Origin of the sequence: Amycolatopsis sp. NPDC024027 (assembly GCF_040638975.1) — a bacterium.
Taxonomy (GTDB): Bacteria; Actinomycetota; Actinomycetes; order Mycobacteriales; family Pseudonocardiaceae; genus Amycolatopsis.
Window position 1 is genome coordinate 211,885 of sequence record NZ_JBEZYY010000011.1, and the last position, 17,247, is coordinate 229,131.

General features: G+C 71.8%; 17 protein-coding genes. 12 read left to right on the forward strand and 5 right to left on the reverse strand.

What is annotated here, in order from left to right; genetic code table 11:
* Window positions 1-16: 16 nt before the first annotated feature.
* Entirely contained in the window at window positions 17-745 is a 729-nt protein-coding gene (locus AB0F52_RS26645; RefSeq protein ID WP_360176442.1) for an SDR family oxidoreductase, read from the reverse strand.
* 169 nt (window positions 746-914) lie between these two features.
* On the opposite strand from AB0F52_RS26645, the gene AB0F52_RS26650 reads away from it, so the two are divergent.
* Together AB0F52_RS26650 and AB0F52_RS26655 are read left to right on the forward strand one after the other, a co-directional pair.
* On the forward strand, window positions 915-2,492 hold the full coding sequence (locus AB0F52_RS26650) for a discoidin domain-containing protein (protein WP_360176445.1): 1,578 nt from the start codon (window positions 915-917) through the stop codon (window positions 2,490-2,492).
* Between the two features lie 77 nt (window positions 2,493-2,569).
* Window positions 2,570-3,193 (forward strand): class I SAM-dependent methyltransferase, encoded by a 624-nt coding sequence (locus AB0F52_RS26655; protein WP_360176448.1) that lies wholly within the window; start codon window positions 2,570-2,572, stop codon window positions 3,191-3,193.
* 57 nt (window positions 3,194-3,250) lie between these two features.
* On the opposite strand, the gene AB0F52_RS26660 is transcribed toward AB0F52_RS26655, so the two are convergent.
* Complete coding sequence (locus AB0F52_RS26660) at window positions 3,251-4,267, reverse strand: S1 family peptidase (protein WP_360176451.1); 1,017 nt, start codon at window positions 4,265-4,267, stop codon at window positions 3,251-3,253.
* A 153-nt stretch (window positions 4,268-4,420) separates the two neighbouring features.
* The gene (locus AB0F52_RS26665; protein ID WP_360176454.1) at window positions 4,421-4,717 is read right to left on the reverse strand and encodes a GNAT family N-acetyltransferase; all 297 of its coding nucleotides are present in this window, start codon (window positions 4,715-4,717) and stop codon (window positions 4,421-4,423) included.
* 200 nt (window positions 4,718-4,917) lie between these two features.
* On the opposite strand from AB0F52_RS26665, the gene AB0F52_RS26670 reads away from it, so the two are divergent.
* The 7 genes from AB0F52_RS26670 to AB0F52_RS26700 all read left to right on the forward strand — a co-directional run bounded on the left by AB0F52_RS26670 (window position 4,918) and on the right by AB0F52_RS26700 (window position 11,900).
* Window positions 4,918-7,098, forward strand: a complete 2,181-nt coding sequence (locus AB0F52_RS26670) for a germacradienol/geosmin synthase (protein WP_360176733.1) — start codon at window positions 4,918-4,920, stop codon at window positions 7,096-7,098.
* A gap of 124 nt (window positions 7,099-7,222) precedes the next feature.
* Window positions 7,223-8,014 carry an MBL fold metallo-hydrolase gene (locus AB0F52_RS26675; protein WP_360176457.1) on the forward strand — a complete coding sequence of 264 codons (792 nt, stop codon included), beginning with the start codon at window positions 7,223-7,225 and terminating at the stop codon, window positions 8,012-8,014.
* Window positions 8,011-8,592 carry a VTT domain-containing protein gene (locus AB0F52_RS26680; RefSeq protein ID WP_360176460.1) on the forward strand — a complete coding sequence of 194 codons (582 nt, stop codon included), beginning with the start codon at window positions 8,011-8,013 and terminating at the stop codon, window positions 8,590-8,592. The genes AB0F52_RS26675 and AB0F52_RS26680 overlap by 4 nt, the downstream gene beginning before the upstream one ends.
* Entirely contained in the window at window positions 8,589-10,694 is a 2,106-nt protein-coding gene (locus AB0F52_RS26685) for a phage holin family protein (protein WP_360176463.1), read from the forward strand. The genes AB0F52_RS26680 and AB0F52_RS26685 overlap by 4 nt, the downstream gene beginning before the upstream one ends.
* Window positions 10,691-10,921, forward strand: a complete 231-nt coding sequence (locus tag AB0F52_RS26690; RefSeq protein ID WP_360176466.1) for a glutaredoxin domain-containing protein — start codon at window positions 10,691-10,693, stop codon at window positions 10,919-10,921. The genes AB0F52_RS26685 and AB0F52_RS26690 overlap by 4 nt, the downstream gene beginning before the upstream one ends.
* Complete coding sequence (locus tag AB0F52_RS26695; RefSeq protein ID WP_360176469.1) at window positions 10,918-11,148, forward strand: ferrous iron transport protein A; 231 nt, start codon at window positions 10,918-10,920, stop codon at window positions 11,146-11,148. Before AB0F52_RS26690 ends, AB0F52_RS26695 begins: the two co-directional genes overlap by 4 nt.
* A 2-nt stretch (window positions 11,149-11,150) precedes the next feature.
* Window positions 11,151-11,900: a methyltransferase domain-containing protein gene (locus tag AB0F52_RS26700; RefSeq protein WP_360176736.1), complete on the forward strand. Its 750-nt coding sequence runs from the start codon at window positions 11,151-11,153 to the stop codon at window positions 11,898-11,900.
* Here AB0F52_RS26700 and AB0F52_RS26705 read toward each other — a convergent pair whose 3' ends face one another.
* On the reverse strand, window positions 11,901-12,074 hold the full coding sequence (locus AB0F52_RS26705; protein ID WP_360176472.1) for a hypothetical protein: 174 nt from the start codon (window positions 12,072-12,074) through the stop codon (window positions 11,901-11,903).
* A gap of 302 nt (window positions 12,075-12,376) precedes the next feature.
* Window positions 12,377-13,171 (reverse strand): TetR/AcrR family transcriptional regulator C-terminal domain-containing protein, encoded by a 795-nt coding sequence (locus AB0F52_RS26710; protein WP_360176475.1) that lies wholly within the window; start codon window positions 13,169-13,171, stop codon window positions 12,377-12,379.
* Between the two features lie 76 nt (window positions 13,172-13,247).
* Between AB0F52_RS26710 and AB0F52_RS26715 the strand changes: the two genes are divergently transcribed.
* From AB0F52_RS26715 to AB0F52_RS26725, 3 genes are read left to right on the forward strand one after another with little or no spacing between them, the layout of a single operon-like run.
* Window positions 13,248-15,521, forward strand: coding sequence for an excinuclease ABC subunit UvrA (locus AB0F52_RS26715; RefSeq protein WP_360176478.1), 2,274 nt, complete (start codon window positions 13,248-13,250; stop codon window positions 15,519-15,521).
* Window positions 15,518-16,342 carry a siderophore-interacting protein gene (locus tag AB0F52_RS26720; protein ID WP_360176481.1) on the forward strand — a complete coding sequence of 275 codons (825 nt, stop codon included), beginning with the start codon at window positions 15,518-15,520 and terminating at the stop codon, window positions 16,340-16,342. The genes AB0F52_RS26715 and AB0F52_RS26720 overlap by 4 nt, the downstream gene beginning before the upstream one ends.
* On the forward strand, window positions 16,327-17,199 hold the full coding sequence (locus tag AB0F52_RS26725) for an aminoglycoside phosphotransferase family protein (RefSeq protein WP_360176484.1): 873 nt from the start codon (window positions 16,327-16,329) through the stop codon (window positions 17,197-17,199). Before AB0F52_RS26720 ends, AB0F52_RS26725 begins: the two co-directional genes overlap by 16 nt.
* The last annotated feature ends 48 nt before the right edge of the window (window positions 17,200-17,247 follow it).

A 17,247-nucleotide genomic window follows, 5' to 3' on the forward strand; every position in this document is an offset into this window, starting at 1 on the left:
TTGCGACCCGGATGGCCTAGCGAGCGCCGTACGCGCCGCCGTTCACGTGCACGACCTGGCCGGTGAGGTGGGCGGCTTCCGGAGCCGCCAGGAACCGCACGGTGTCCGCGATTTCCTCCGGACGGCCGGCGCGCTGGTTGAAGGCGACGGAGATCCGCGAGCTCAGCCACTCTTCGGTCATCGTGCCGTGGAAGAACTCCGTGTCGAGGACGACACCCGGCGCGACGACGTTGGCCGTTCCCCCGGCGCCCAGCTGCCGTGCCAGGTCGGTGTTCCACGCCTCGATCGCCGCCTTCGCCGCGCCGTACGAACCCGAGCCCTGCTTCGCCGCGATCGAGCCGAGAGTCACCACGCGCACGTTGTCCGCGAAGCGCGGCTTCAGCGCCGCGGTGACGAGCACGGCGGAGAGCACGTTGGCCTCGAAGTTCGCCTGCCACGCGTCGGCGAGGCCCTTCAGATCGCCCGGTGCGGGCGCCTCCCGGACCCGGTCGGTGTTGCCGCCGGCGTTGTTGACCAGGACGTCCACCCGCGAAGGCAGTTCCGCCAGCGCGGCCTGCACGGCCGCCGGGTCGCTCGCGTCGAAGGCCACCGCCCGCGCGCCGATCTTCTCCGCCGCCGCTTCGAGGACGTCCTTGCGCCGCCCGGTGACGGTCACCCGTTCGCCCGCCGCCGCGAACCGCGCGGCGATCGCCAGCCCGATGCCGGTGCCGCCGCCGGTGACCACGATTTCCCGCTGTTCACTCATGGCGTCATCTTCGCCGAGGAAAACCCTTTCCCACCGGATTTTCCCGGCGAGCGGGACACGAACCCCAGTTCGTTAGGAAAGTTTACGAATAGGTCTTGACGCACCCGCGAAGCCCGGCGAACCTGGACGCACGCCGCAGTCATCGTCCGCCCAGTCCCCCGGAGGCAGCATGACCCGGCGCGCCCTCGTGCTCGTCGTGACCCTGTTCCTCGCCTTGACCGCCGCGCTGACCGGCGCGAGCACGGCGAGCGCGGCCACGACCCAGCCGACGTTCCTCACCTTCTACGGCTGGTGGGACAACACCCCGCCCGGCGGGGACATCTCCTACCCCCAGATCCACGGCACCGCGGGCGGCAAAGGCACGTACGCCGACCCGATCACCTTCGCCACCAGCAGTGACGAACTCAAGCCCGGCACCAAGGTCTGGGTGCCGCGGGTGAAGAAGTACTTCATCATGGAGGACGGCTGCGACGAGTGTTCCGACGACTGGAACAGCCAGGGCCCGAACGGCGGCCCCGGCCTGCGCCACATCGACCTCTGGCTCGGCGGCAAGGGCGGCAGCGCCTTCGACGCGATCGACTGCGAAGACGCGCTCACCCACTACAACCCCGACAACACGCCGGTCATGGAACCCGTCGTCGTCGACCCGCCCTCGAACGAGCCGTACGACGCGACGCCGATCTTCGACACCAGCACCGGTGAGTGCTGGGGCGGTGCGCAGCCGAACACCACGGTCGGGCAGTACCGCAACACCTCCACCGGCACCTGCCTGGCCGCCCCGAGCAGCGGCACCACGCTGAAGGTGGCCGCCTGCACCGCCGGCGCCGAACAGCGGTTCACCTTCCACGGCGCCTTCCTCGTCATCAACGGCAAGTGCGCGGGCATCTCCGGCAGCTCGATCGTGCTGCAGACCTGCACCGGCGGCCCGGCGCAGCAGTGGTCGATCAACCCCGACGGCACCATCTCGGACATCCAGACGAGCAAGAAGTGCTTCCGCGCCTCGGGCACCACCCTGACCGCGGGCAGCTGCTCCGGCACCGCCGCCCGCTGGACGTTCACCGCGGCGAGCACCGCGGGCCTGAGCGTGGCGCCGTCGTCGGTGACGGTCGCGCCGGGCACCTCGGCGACGGCCACCGTGACCTCCACCGACGCCGTGACGCTCTCCGCGAGCGGCGCTCCCGCGGGCGTGACCGTCTCCTTCTCCCCCGAGTCGGTGCCCGCCGGCGGGACCTCGGCCGTCACGGTCGCCGCCGCGGCCACCGCGTCCCCCGGCTCGGCGGCGATCACGCTGACCGGCGGCACGAAGACGGCCACGCTGGGCGTCACGGTGACCGGCACCGGCGGCCCGGAAACGCTGCTGTCGCAGGGCAAAGCCGCGACGGCGTCCTCCACCGAATCGTCGTCGTACCCGGCGGGCGCGGCCGTGGACGGCAACCTGACGAGCACGCGGTGGGCGTCCGAGGAAGGGAGCAACGCGGAGTGGCTGCGCGTCGACCTCGGCGCGCCGAAGTCCGTCACGCACGTCAAGCTGACCTGGGAAGCCGCCTACGGGAAGGCGTACAGCATCCAGACGTCGGCCGACGGCACCACCTGGACGACGATCTCCAGCACCACGACCGGCAACGGCGGCACGGACGACCTCACCGGCCTGACCGGCACCGGCCGGTACGTGCGGATGAACGGCGTCACGCGCGGGACCTCGTACGGCTACTCGCTGTACGAAATGCAGGTGTACGGCACGGCCTGAGTTGCTGGATCGGCAACGAGGTTTGCCTTCTCGGGGACGTCGTCCGCATGCTGGGAGGACGTCCCCGAGGAGGAACCATGCCCCACGACCACCCGATGACCGTCGACGCGATGCTCAAGCAGGACTTCTGGGAAGCGATGTACCAGCGTGACGAGCACCGCATCTGGAGCGGGAACGCCAACGTCAACCTGCGCACCGAGGTCGAGGGCCTGAACCCCGGGCACGCTCTCGACCTCGGCAGCGGCGAAGGCGGCGACGCGATCTGGCTGGCCAAGCAGGGCTGGACGGTCGACGGCGTCGACATCTCGACCACCGCTCTCGCCCGCGCGGCGGAAGCCGGCGCCGAGGCGGGCGTGACGGTGAACTGGCTGCACCGCAACATCCTCGAGTGGCAGCCGGAAGCGCAGTACGACCTGGTCTCGGCGCAGTACATGCACCTCCCGCCGGACCTGCGCCGCGACGTCTTCACGGCGGCCGCGGCGGCGATCCGGCCCGGCGGTTCGCTGCTGGTCGTCGGCCACTCGCCGAGGGCCATGCGGGAGTTCGACGGCCAGAAGCCGCCGGAGGAGCTGTACTTCGAGCCGGAGGAGATCACCGGCTACCTCGGCGACCCGTGGCAGTGGGTGGTCGAGACGTGCGAGACGCGCGGCGAGGGCCACCACACCGACGCCGTCTACCGCGCGCGGCGGCTCGAAGCGTGACGGAACGAGGGCCCGCTCACCTCCCCCGACGGAAAGTGAGCGGGCCCTCGCCCTGGCTCAGGCGAGCTCGAGACCGTAGGCCTGCAGCTCGAGGGTGAGCGGGTAGAAGTAGCTGGTCACGGTGTCGCCGCCGGACAGCGTGCCGAGGCCCTTGGAGCCGTCGTAGGCCGGCCCGCCGGAGTCGCCGTGGTCGGTGTGCGCGGTGGTGCCGAACTCGTGGTTGAGCACGCCGACGTCGAAGTTGACCGACTCGTCGACCGAGGTCACTTCGCCGCTGCCGCCGCCGGTGGTCGAGCCCTGCTTCTGCATCTGCTCGCCGACGGTCGGGGTCGCGGCGCCGGTGATCTGCTGGCCGGTGTTGATCTGGCCGGGCCCGGTGCCGTTCGGGCGGGTCAGCAGGCCGGAGTCGGCGCCGGGGCAGTCGCTTTCGACGACCTGCGCACCCGAGACGTCGCCACCGGCCCAGGTGCCGCCGAGGTTGGTGCAGTGGCCCGCGGTGAGCAGGAACGGCGAGCCGCCGCGCGTCACGTTGAAGCCGAGCGAGCAGCGGCCCTGGCTGTTCTGGATCGCGTCGCCGTCTTTGATGTACAGCTCCAGCTTGCCGGTGCGGTGCTCGACGCGGACGCTGTCGCCGTACCGCGCGGCGGCCGCGGCGACCTTGCCGGCGGTCTCCTTGCTGGCCGCGTCGTAGACCTTCACCACGACCTGGTTGGTCTTCGTGTCGATGCCCCACGCGGTCTGCGGCACGTTCTTCACCGCGTCCAGCTGGTTCTTGACGCCGGTGAGCGCGGCGAAGGTGTGCTTGACCTTCTTGGCGGTGAAGCCGGCGGCCTGCACCTGCTGCATCGCGGCATCGTCGACGACGTTCACGACGGCCTTGCCGTTTTCGAGGTAAACGCCGCCGGACGCGGCGCCCAGTGCGTTCGCCACCTGGGTGGCACCGGTGATCGCGCGGGCCTGCAGCTCAGCGAAGGCCAGCGGGGACGCGGTGGCCGCCGAGGCGCAAACGCCGCTGGTCAGCGCGGCGGCCGACAAGACGGCGAGGGTCTTGAAGGCGGTCTTCCGGGGAGTCATCAACTTCCTCCAGGGTGGGGCGTTCGAAGCCGGTGCCGACACTTTCGTTGCCAGGCAACCAACGCACTACCGACGAAGGTTGGTTAATAACCAAGGGATTCGGACATACCTCTCAGATCACCCGGACGGCCCAACGTTCGCAGTGCTTCCGGCCTACTCGCGCCGCCAGCGGACGTGGTCTTCGTACCCCGGGTTCTTCTTCAGGTAGCCGGCGATGAACGGGCAGACCGGCACGATCGTCCCGCCGTGGGCGACGACGTCGTCGAGCGCGCCCGCCGCCAGTACCTTGCCGAGGCCCTGCCCGGAGAAGGCGTCGTCGATCTCGGTGTGGGTGAACACCGTGAGGTCGCCGCGGCGGTCGTACTGGGCGATCCCCGCCAGCTTCTCGCCCGCCCACAGCTCGTAGCGGTCTTCGTCCGGGTTGTCGACCACCCGGTTTTCGTCGGTCATCTGCTCTCCTCGCTCGGGAACTCCACCATCGTGCGACGGCCCGCCACCGCGCGCCGATCGGGCCGGAACGCCGCTGGGCCGGCCGGGGGAAGCGCTCGTCCCGTTCGTGTGCTTCCCGGCTGTTCCCCTTGGCGGACACCACGACCGGCTGGTTGCCTCGCGGTGTGCCTGAACAGCCGTTCGTCCTCCCCGAGTTCTACATGCCCTACCCGGCGCGCCTGAACCCGCACCTGGATCGCGCACGCGAGCACAGCAAGGCGTGGGCGCGCGAGCAGGACATGATCGACGTGCCACAGCACGGCACGGTGATCTGGACCGAGCACGACCTCGACTCCCACGACTACGCGCTGCTCTGCGCGTACACCCACCCCGACGCGGGCGCCGACGAGCTCGACCTGATCACCGACTGGTACGTCTGGGTGTTCTACTTCGACGACCACTTCCTGGAGCTCTACAAGCGCACCGGCGACATCGACAGCGCACGCGCCTACCTCGACCGGCTCGAACGGTTCATGCCGGTCGAAGGGGACATCACCGCGACCCCGGAAAACCCGGTCGAGCGCGGCCTCACCGACCTGTGGAACCGGACGGTCCCGCACCGGTCGGCCGGCTGGCGGCGCCGGTTCGCCGACAGCACCAAGGCGCTGCTGGACGAGTCGCTGTGGGAACTGGCCAACATCAACGAGGGCCGGCTCGCCAACCCGATCGAGTACGTCGAGATGCGGCGGAAGGTCGGCGGCGCGCCGTGGTCGGCGAACCTGGTCGAGCACTCGGTGCACGCCGAGGTGCCGGCCGCGATCGCCGCGTCCCGGCCGATGGAAGTCCTGCGCGACTGCTTCGCCGACGGCGTCCACCTGCGCAACGACCTGTTCTCCTACCAGCGCGAAGTGCAGGACGAGGGCGAGCTGTCCAACGGCGTGCTGGTGTTCGAGAAGTTCCTCGGGCTGGGCACCCAGGAAGCGGCCGACGCAGTCAACGACCTGATCACCTCCCGGCTGCACCAGTTCGAGCACACCGCGCTCACCGAGGTGCCCGCGCTGCTCGACGACCACTGCGTCGACCCGGCCGCGCGCGCGGCGACGTTCGCCTACGTCAAGGGCCTGCAGGACTGGCAGTCCGGCGGCCACGAATGGCACCTGCGGTCCAGCCGGTACATGAACGAAGGCGCCCTGACCGACCGGGGCGGCCCGGATCTGGGCGGCGCGAACGGTCTGGGCACCTCCGCGGCACGCATCTTCGCGTCGGTGCTCGCCACCGCACCGCAACGGCTCCGGGCGTACGGTTCGACGCCGTTCCGCGCGGTGGACGTGCCGCGGCCGTCCGTCGCCGTGCCGTTCCCGCTGCGGCTGAGCCCGCACCTGGATTCCAGCCGGGTCCGCAACGTGGACTGGGCGCGGCGCACGGGCTTCCTCGACGGCGTGGTGTGGGACGAGCGGAAGCTGCGGGCCGCCGACCTGCCGTTGTGCGCGGCGGGCATCCACCCGGACGCGACGGCCGACGCCCTCGACGTCACCAGCGACTGGCTGACCTGGGGCACCTACGCCGACGACTACTACCCGGTGGTGTTCGGCGCGACGCGCGACCTGGCGGGCGCGAAGGCGGCCAATCTGCGCCTGTCGGCGTTCATGCCGGTGCACGATTCGCCGATGCCGGCACCGGCGAACGCGCTGGAAGCGGGCCTGGCCGACCTCTGGCCGCGGACCACGGCCGGCATGCCCCCGGAGAACCGGCGCGCGGTGCGCCGCGCGGTCGAATCGATGACGTCGAGCTGGCTCTGGGAGCTGGCGAACCAGGCGCAGAACCGCATCCCGGACCCGATCGACTACGTCGAGATGCGGCGCCGGACGTTCGGTTCGGACCTCACGATGAGCCTCTCGCGGTTCTCACACGGCCGTTCGGTGCCGCCCGCGCTGTACCGCACGCGGCCGGTGCAGGCGATCGAGCACTCGGCGACGGACGTGGCCTGCCTGATCAACGACCTCTACTCCTACCGCAAGGAGATCCAGTACGAAGGCGAGCTGCACAACGCGGTGCTGGTGGTGCGGAACTTCCTGGACTGCACCGAGGAGCGCGCGTTCGCGGTGGTGACCGACCTGGCGCACGCCCGGCTGGCGGAGTTCGAGCACGCGTCGGCGATCGAGCTGCCCGCCCTGTTCCGCGACCACGCCGTCGAGCCGGACGTCCAAGAGATGCTGCTCGGCTACGTCGAGGAATTCCGCGACTGGATCGCCGGGATCCTGAACTGGCACGAGAACGTGCGCCGCTACACGGAGCCGGAGCTGGGCTACCACCCGGCGGCGACGGCAGCCACGTTCGGCGGTCCCACCGGCATCGGGACCTCGTCGCTGCGCATCTCGTCCCTGCTCCCCGCAGGTCACTGAACCTGACCCTTCAACCACGCGTGTCGGCTCTCTGATCACGCGTGTCGGCTCCCGGATCACACGCCAGCGTTGCCCTGGCCACTCCGCCGGGCGTCCGGCGGCGGCGAAGGTGATACTCGGGGGCGTGAGCGGCTTCAGCCTGCGATTCCTCGGCCATTCGACCGTCCGCCTCGAACTCGGTGGCCGGGTCGTGCTGACCGATCCGGTGCTCACCGCGCGCGTTGGCGGGCTCGTCCGGGTCGTGCCCGTGCCGGCACCCGACAGCTACGCCGGCGTCGACCTCGTCCTGCTTTCCCACCTGCACGGCGACCACCTGCACCTGCCGTCCCTGCGGCTGCTCGGCGAAGACACCCGGATCGTCGTCCCCCGCGGCGCCGGGACGTGGCTGCGCAAGAAGGGCTTCGAGCGCGTCGAGGAGATCGCGCCCGGGGAGACGCTCACCGACGGCGGCCTGACCGTCACCGCCACCGAAGCCGTCCACTCCGGACACCGGTGGGGACCGCGCCTGACCCACGGGCCGCAGAGTCCCGCGCTCGGGCACCTCCTGGAGAGCGACGGCAAGAAGATCTACCACGCCGGCGACACCGACCTCTTCGACGGCATGCGCGGCCTCGGCCCGGTCGACGTCGCCCTGCTGCCCGTCTGGGGCTGGGGCCCGAACCTCGGCCCCGGGCACCTCGATCCCGCCCGCGCCGCGCGGGCCGCCGGGCTGGTTCAAGCCCGCGCGGCCGTCCCCGTGCACTGGGGCACGCTCACCCTCCCCGGCCTGCAGCGCACCGCCCGGATGCGGCGGCTGCTGGCCGATCCGCCGCGGGTGTTCGCCGCCGAGGTGAAAGCCGCCGGCGGAACCACCGACGTCCTGTTCACCGAGCCCGGCGCCGATGTCGCCCTGCCCTCGCCGAAGGACCGCGCGTGAACTGGACCGACCCGGCCGCCATCGGCTACCCCGCGGTGTTCGGCGGCGTGCTGCTCGGCTCGATCGTCCCGGTCGTGCCGACCGGCGCGGTGGTCGGCGCCGCGGCCGCCGTCGCGACGACGACCGGCCACCTGTCCCTGCCGCTGGTGATCGTCCTCGCCACCGTCGGCGCCTACCTCGGCGACGTCGTGACGTTCGGGATCCCGCGCCTGGGCAGCGAAGCCGCGTTCCGCTGGATCAGCCGCCGCCAGCCCGCCGAACGGCTCGAGAAGGCCCGCGAGCAGTTTGCCCGCCGCGGCTGGCAGCTCGTGGTGATCGGCCGGCTCGTCCCGGCCGGCCGCATCCCGGTGCTGCTCGCCGCGGCCGCGCTGGGCTACCCGTGGCGGCGCCTGCTGCCCGCCGCGCTCGGCGCGTGCGTCCTGTGGGCGAGCGCGTACGCGGTGCTCGGCATCGTGAGCGGGGGCATCTTCGACTCGCCCGTCGTCGCGACGCTGCTGGCGACGGTGCTCGTCCTGCTGGTCACCGTGCTGGCCAACCTGATCGCCCGGTGGCGGCGCAAGACCAAGGAGCCGGTGTGACGTCGACCGCGCCGAAGGGCCGGCTGCTGCGCGGCGGCCGGGCCGTCGCCCGCGCGGTGGGCGTGTGGATCGCGGTGACCGGCGCGCTGCGCCTGCTCGACGTGCTCCTGCCCGGGTTCCGGATGACGCACTGGTGGCAGCCGGCGGTCTGCGCGCTGCTGCTCGGCCTGCTCGCCGCCGTGGTCTGGCCGCTGGTCATGCGGATCGCCTACCCGCTGGCGTTCCTCACCTTCGGCGTCTTCGGGTTCCTGCTGCTCGGGGCCGGGACGCTGGCCGTGTTCCGGACCGTGCCCGGCGTCGAGGTCGCGGGGTTCCGGACCGCGGTGATCGTCACGCTCGGCATGGCCGCCGTCGGGGCGCTCATCTCGAGCGCGCTCGCCGTGGACGAGGACGAGATCTTCTTCCGCCGCGCCGCCCGGCGCCGCCGTCGGCACACCCCCGCCACCGGGGTCGCGGACCAGCCGCCCGGGGTGCTGTTCCTGCAGATCGACGGCCTCGGGTACGACACCGTCCGCCGCGCGATCCGCGACGGCGACATGCCGACGTTCGCCGCGTGGCTCGCCGAGGACAGCCACGCGTTCACCCGGTGGCACACGGACTGGAGCTCGCAGACCGGGGCGAGCGTCTGCGGCATCCTGCACGGCTCCAACCACGACATCCTCGGCTTCCGCTGGTACGAAAAGGACCGCGACCACGTGATGGCGTGCGCGCACCCGGCCGACGCGGCCGAGATCGAGCGGCGGCACTCCGACGGGCGCGGCCTCCTGTCCGGCGACGGCGCGAGCCGCGGCAACCTGTTCTCCGGCGACGCCGCCCACGTCAGCCTCACGATGAGCTCGATCCCGGTGCTGGTCCCGAAAAAGCTGCTGCGCCGGCACCGAGATCGGCTCGGCGCGGGCTATTACGCCTACTTCGCGAACCCGATCAACGCCCTGCGCACGTTCGCCGTCGCGCTCGTCGACGTCTTCCGCGAGATCAGCGCGTCGGTGCGCCAGCGCCGCGCCGGCGTGGTGCCGCGGGTCCCGCGCGGCGGCTGGTACCCCCTGGCCCGGCCCGGCACGACCGTGATCGCGCGTGACGTCGTCGTCTCCGCGATCCTCGGCGACATGCTCGCCGGGCGGCCGGTCGTGTACGCGGACTTCCTCGGCTACGACGAGGTGGCGCACCACTCCGGCATCGAGCGGTTCGACACGCTGTCGGTGCTGCGCTCGATCGACCAGCAGATCGCGCGGCTGCACCGGGCGAGCCGGCTCGCGCCGCGCCGCTACCACGTCGTGGCGCTGTCGGACCACGGCCAGACCCAGGGCCAGGCGTTCTCGCAGCGGTTCGGCGAGACGATCGAGGCGTACGTCGGCCGGCTGTGCGGCGGCTCGCCCCCGGCGTCCGCCGGCAAGCGGCGGCAGGCCGAGAGCTGGCAGATCAACGCGGCCCTGGCCGAGGCGACGACGAGCGGCGGCCTGATCGCGCGCCGGCTGCGTGCCCGGGTGGAGGACGCGGAGTGCGCCGAGGACCGCCCGCGCACGACGTCCGGCTCGCCCGGCGCGGTCACCCGCGTGGCCCCCGGCGTGGTGGTGGTCGTGTCGGGGCACCTCGCGATGGTGTCGTTCACCGGGCACGAAGGCCGCGTCGAGCTGGAGACGATCGAGCGGGAGTTCCCGGACCTGCTGCCGTCCCTGGTGGACCACCCCGGCGTCGGCTTCCTGCTGGTGCGCAGCCGCGAGTTCGGCCCGGTGGTCCTGGGCCGCGACGGCCTGCACCGGCTGGCGACGGGGGTCGTCATCGGCGAGGATCCGCTGCCGCCGTACGGCCCGCACGCCGCGGACCTGATCCGCCGGGTGGACACGTTCCCGCACTGCGCGGACGTGATGATCAACAGCCGCTACGACCCGGACTCGGACCAGGCGTCCCCGTTCGAGACGCACGTGGGCTCGCACGGCGGCCTGGGCGGCCCGCAGCAGCGCGGGTTCGTCGTGCACCCGCGTGAGCTGCGGTTCCCGGGCGAGGTCGTCGGGGCGGAAGCCCTGCACCGGGTGTTCCGCGGCTGGCTGGCAGAGTTGGGGCACGCCCCGGTGGAAACCCCGGTCAGGGAGGTAGTTTCGTGAAGCTGACGGTCTACGGCGCGAGCTGGTGCCCGGACGTGAAGCGCAGCCGCGCGCTGCTCGACCGCGAAGGCGTCGAATACTCCTATGTGGACGTCGAGGCGGACGCCGACGCCGAGCGCCGCGTCCGCGAGCTGCAGGACGGCGCCCGCCGCATCCCGACGATCGTCTGGGAGGACGGTTCGTTCCTGGTCGAGCCGTCGGACGAGGAGCTGAGCGGCCGGCTGTGAAACTGCTGCGAGAACTGCCGCTGGGTACGCGGGTCGTGGTGCGCTACCGCATCGAGGGCGGCTTCACCGACGCGCTCGGCGACCTGGTGGCCCGCGACGAGGACTCCTGCACGGTGGAGACCCGGCGCGGCCCGGTCGTGGTGGCGTTCTCCGCGGTCACGCTCGCCAAGCCGGTGCCCCCGCCGCCGGTCCGGAAATCGGGTGGCGGCCCGCCGCCGGCTTTGTGACCATCGGAGGCGTGTTCGAGGACTTGGTGGCCGAAGCGTCGGCGGTGTCCGTCGACGGCTGGGACTTCTCGTGGCTGGACGACCGCGCCACCGAAGCGCGGCCTTCGTGGGGGTACCAGCGGCTGCTCGGCGAGCGCCTGACCCAGGTTTCCACCGCGCTCGACTTGGAAACCGGCGGCGGCGAAGTCCTCGACGGCTGCCCGTCCCTGCCGCCGGTTTCGGCCGCCACCGAGTCGTGGGCGCCGAACATCGCGAAGGCGTCGGCCCGGCTGCGGCCGCGCGGGGTCTTGGTGGTGGCGACCGCCGGCATCCCGTTCGCGGACGACGTGTTCGACCTCGTCTCCAGCCGCCACCCCGTGACGACGCGGTGGACCGAGATCGCCCGCGTGCTGCGGCCGGGCGGGGCGTACTTCTCCCAGCAGGTCGGCCCGGCGAGCGTGTTCGAGCTGGTCGAGTTCTTCCTCGGCCCGCAGCCTGAGGAAGCGCGCAGCAGCCGTCACCCGGACCGGGCCGTCGCGGCCGCTTCCGCCGCGGAGCTGGAGGTCGTCGATCTGCGCTCGGAGTCGCTGCGTACGGAGTTCTTCGACATCGGCGCGGTGGTGTACTTCCTGCGCAAGGTGATCTGGATGGTGCCGGGTTTCACGGTCGAGCAGCACCGGGACAAGCTGCGGGAGCTGCACGAGCTGATCGAGCGCGACGGCCCGTTCGTCGCCCACACGGCCCGGTTCCTCATCGAGGCCCGGAAGCCCTGACTACCGGGCTCCGAACACGTCGACGCAGTGAGCCGCGGCCGTGGCGATCTCCTGCCCGTCCAGCGTGACGGAATGCTCGGTCAGCCGCTCGGCGGGCCACGCGAAGACGAGCGTCAGCGGCCCGGCCGGCGGCAGCGGCCAACAGGTCGAGGATCTGCCGGCGGCCCCCCGCACGCAGGTTCGTCGCGTACCGGCCGTCGGCGAAGACCACGGCCAGCCGGGGTCCGTCCGGCGCCGGTGGACCCGCGCCCGGACGAGGCTCGTCCCGGTAGAAGAGCATCCGCTCCTGGGCGCCCATCGGGTCGGAGACGCACTCGCCCACCGGTGGGGTGAAGAAGAAGCCCAGTTCCAGCGTGAGGTTCGCCTTCCAGACCCGGGCCCCGGTCAGGGCGACGGTCGTCCGGGCGTCGACGCCCGGCAGCTCCACGGGTTCCGGCACCACCTGATCGAAGAAACCCCATCCCGCCCTCCCCACGTCAGCCCTGCCGCACGATCGCCGCCTCGACGCCGTCCAGCAGCAGCTCCAGGCCCGCCTCGAACGACAGCCGCGCCTCCCGCTCGAGATAAGGCTCCTCCGACGACGCCGCAGCCTCGTACTCGCCCTCCTCACCCAATCGAGCCACCGTCGGGAACCGGGCCGGGAGGTCCGGCGCCAGCTCGCCCAGCAACGCCGACCGCGCGTACCACCAGTCCTCTTCGGACTGTCCCGTCTCGCGGGCCGCCTGCCGCGACTCCGCCGCCGCCTGCACCGAGCCGCGCACGATGTTGAACAACGCCGCCACCACCCAGCGGACCCGGGACAGCGGCAGCCCGGTCGACGCCAAGACGGACAGCAGCGTCTCCTGCACGTGGAACTCCCCCGGCCCGAGCACCGGGCGCGCGGGCGAGACCTGCAGCAGCCACGGGTGCCGCAGGTGCAGGTCCCACAGCGCGTCGGCCAGCGAGAAAGCCGCCGCGCGCCACCCCGAAGTCACCGGGAACGACGAAGGCAACTCGCCCAGGGTCCGGTCGTACATCAGGTCGACCAGCTCGGTCTTGCCCGGCACGTACGTGTACAGCGCCATCGCCGTGCGGCCGAGGCGCTCCCCGACCGCGCGCATCGACAGCGCCGCCATGCCCTCGGCGTCCGCGATGTCGATCGCCGCCGCGACGATCGCCTCGACCGACAGGCCCGGCTTGGGCCCCGGGCCCGTGCGCGGGGCCACCACGCGCGGCCCCCACAGCAGTTCCATGGACCGGCGGGCGTCGCCCTGACCCGCGAAGACGACCACCTTGCCGACTCCTTACACCCTAAAGTATTGTACGATCGATAATCACTTTACAGCCTAAACTATCGAGAAGGACGGTATGACCTCACCCAGGCGGGCCGCCGACACCCACGACGTGATCGAGGTCCGGGGGGCCCGGGAGAACAACCTGACCGGCGTCGACCTGGACATCCCGAAGCGCCGGCTCACGGTGTTCACGGGCGTCTCCGGCTCCGGCAAGTCGTCCCTGGTCTTCGGCACCATCGCGGCCGAGTCCCAGCGGCTGATCAACGAGACCTACAGCGCCTTCCTCCAGTCCTTCATGCCCAGCCTGTCCCGCCCGGACGTCGACCTGCTGGAAAACCTGAGCGCGGCCATCGTCGTCGACCAGGAACGGATGGGCGCCAACTCGCGCTCCACGGTCGGCACCGCGACCGACGCCTACGCGATGCTGCGGATCGCCTTCTCGCGGCTCGGCGAACCGCACGTCGGCACGTCCGGCGCGTTCAGCTTCAACCTGCCCGAGGGCATGTGCCCGGCCTGCGAGGGCCTCGGCCGGGTGTCGGACCTCGACGTCCACGCCCTGCTCGACTTCGACCGCTCGCTCAACGAGGGCGCGGTCGTCGTCCCCGGCTGGGCGCCGGACAGCTGGTACGTCCAGATCTACGTCTCCTCCGGCTTCTTCGACCCGGACACGAAGATCCGCGACTTCACGCCCGAGCAGCTGGACGACCTGCTGCACAAGGGGCCGTGCAAGGTGAAGGTCGGCACCAGCAACCTCACCTACGAAGGCCTCGCGGTCAAGGTCAAGCGGCTCTACCTGCAGAAGGACACCGAGTCGCTGCAGCCGTACGTCCGCGGGTTCATCGAAAAGGCCGCCACCTTCAAGACCTGCGGCGAGTGCGGCGGCGCCCGGCTCAACCAGGCCGCGCTCTCGGCCAAGATCGACGGCCGGAACATCGCCGACTGCGCGGCCATGCAGATCAGCGACCTCGCCGAGTTCGTCCGGAGCCTCGACGCGCCGTCGATCCGGCCGCTGCTGGGCAACCTGCGCGACACCCTCGATTCGCTGGTCGAGATCGGCCTCGGCTACCTCTCGCTCGACCGCGAGTCCGCGACGCTCTCGGGCGGCGAGGCACAGCGCGTGAAGATGGTGCGCCACCTCGGGTCCAGCCTCACCGACGTCACCTACGTCTTCGACGAGCCGACCGTCGGGCTGCACCCGCACGACATCGAGCGGATGAACAACCTGCTGCTCTGCCTGCGGGACAAGGGGAACACGATCCTGGTCGTCGAGCACAAACCGGAGACGATCCGGATCGCCGACCACGTCGTCGACCTCGGTCCCGGCGCGGGCACCGCGGGCGGGCGGCTCTGCTACACCGGGAGCGTCGACGGCCTGCGCGCGTCCGGCACGCTCACCGGCCGGCACCTCGACCACCGCGTCACCCTGCGCGCGCACCCCCGCACTCCGGCCGGGCACGTCTCGATCACCGGCGCTCGCCTGCACAACCTGCGTGACGTCAGCGTCGACGTCCCGCTCGGCGTGCTGACCGTGGTCACCGGCGTGGCCGGGTCCGGGAAGTCGTCGCTGATCCACGGCTCCCTGGCCCGGCGCGAGGACGTCGTCGTGGTCGACCAGTCGGCGATCCGCGGGTCCCGGCGCTCCAACCCGGCCACCTACACCGGCCTGCTCGACCCGATCCGGACGGCGTTCGCCAAGGCCAACGGCGTCAAGGCGAGCCTGTTCAGCGCCAACTCCGAGGGCGCCTGCCCGAAGTGCAAGGGCCTCGGCGTGATCTACACGGACCTGGCGATGATGGCCGGCGTCGCCTCGGTCTGCGAAGAGTGCGAGGGCAAGCGGTTCACGCCCAAGGTGCTCACCTTCGAACTGCGCGGCAAGAACATCAGCGAGGTCCTGGCGATGTCCGTCGCCGAAGCCCGGGAGTTCTTCACCACGGGCAACGCGCGGACGGTCCTCGACCGGCTCGCCGACGTCGGCCTCGGCTACCTGACGCTCGGGCAGCCGCTGACCACGCTTTCCGGCGGCGAGCGGCAGCGGCTCAAGCTGGCGATCCGGATGGCGGAGAAGGGCTCGACGTACATCCTCGACGAGCCGACGACCGGGCTGCACCTCGCCGACGTCGACCAGCTGCTGGCGTTGCTCGACCGGATCGTCGACGCGGGCAACACGGTGATCGTCATCGAGCACCACCAGGCCGTGATGGCCCACGCCGACTGGCTGATCGACCTCGGCCCCGGCGCCGGGCACGACGGCGGCCGCGTCGTCTTCGAAGGCACACCGGCTTCGCTCGTGGCCGACGCCTCCACCCTCACCGCCCGCCACCTGCGCGAATACCTGGGGAAGCCGTGAAGCCGACCGGTCTGCTCGAAGTGACGGCGGTGCGGCCGGTGACCCCGCGCACCGTGCGCGTCACGTTCACCGGCGACGGCCTCGGCGAGCTCGAGCCGTGGCCGGACCAGCAGCTCAAGCTCCTGTTCCCGCCACCGGGCCGCCCGGTGCGGCTGCCATCGGCCGGCGACGACGTCATGCGCTGGTACCAGGCGTACCTGGCGATCCCCGAGGACGAGCGCCCGGTGATGCGCAGCTACACCGTGCGCGGGCGCGACCCTGGCCGGGCGGCGATCGACGTCGACTTCGTGCTGCACTCCGGCTCGGCGGGACCGGCCACGGCGTGGGCGCGCCGGGCGGAGCCGGGCGACGTCCTCGGCCGCTACGGCCCGGACGCGGCCTACCGCCGTCCACTGTCCACAGCGGACACCCTGCTGTGCGCGGGCGACGAGACGGCAATCCCCGCCATCGCGACCATCCTGTCCGAAGTGGACAAGGCGGTGGTGTTCGTCGAGGTCGCGGACGCGGCCGAGGAGCAGCCGCTGCCCGGCGAGGTGCACTGGCTGCACCGGGACGGCGCCGAGCACGGCCGCAAGCTGGTCGAGGCGGTTCGCGGGGCGGCGTTTCCGGACGGTGCGGTGGCGGCGTGGCTGGCCGGTGAGGCTTCGACGGTCCGCGCGCTGCGCCGTCACCTCGTCGGCGAGCGCGGCTGGGCCAAGAGCGTCATCGAGTTCACCGGCTACTGGCGGCGCAGCCTGACCCAGGACGACGCCCCGACCCCGGAGGACCTGGCCGACGCGGCGGAAAAGCTGGAAGACTCGGCCGGGTGGACGGGGAACTGACGGCATCGGGCATCGACCCGGCTTCGGTGGTGGCAGCCGAGGAGATCGGCGGCGGAACGTACAACCGGGCGATCCGGGTGCGGCTCGCGGACGGACGGCGGCTGGTCCTCAAGATCGCGCCGACGGACCCCGGCCTGACCTACGAACATGACCTGCTCGCGACGGAAGCGGAGTACTACCGCCGGGTTCCGGGCCCGGTGCCGTCGGTGGTGGGCGCCGGGCCGGGGTTCCTGCTGATGACGGAGGTGCCGGGCGTCCCGTGGTCGCAGGTGCCCGGCGCCGGCCCGCACCTGCGCACCGAACTGGGCGCGATCGTGGCCGGCCTGCACGAAGTGACCGGCGACGGGTTCGGCTACCCCCAGGACCCGCTGCACCCGACGTGGCCGGCGGCGTTCGCGGCGATGGTGGACGCGGTGCTCGCGGACGCCGTCCGGTACGGCGTGCACCTCCCCCGCCCGGCGGCGGAGATCGCCCACCTCGTCCGCCGCCACGAGCCGCTGCTGGAGCTGGTCACGACGCCGGTGCTGGTCCACTTCGACCTGTGGAAGGGCAACATCCTGCTCGACGGCGACCGGGTGTCGGGCATCATCGACGCCGAGCGCGCGTTCTGGGGCGACCCGGTGGCGGAATTCGTGTCGCTGACGCTGCTGCACGACCTGGACGCACCTCTGCTGGCGGGGTACGGCGCGGCCCGTTTCGACGCCCCGGCCCGCCGTCGGCTGACGGTGTACCGCGTCTACCTGGGCTTGATCATGCTGGTGGAGATGGTGCCGCGGAAGGACACGAACGCGGACCGGGAACGGCTCGTCTCGGCCTGGCTGACCGAGAACCTGGACGCGGCCCAGCGGGCGCTGTGATGACGTCGCGAATCCGCCAGCCTGCGCCACCCGCGCGTGGTTAAGGTC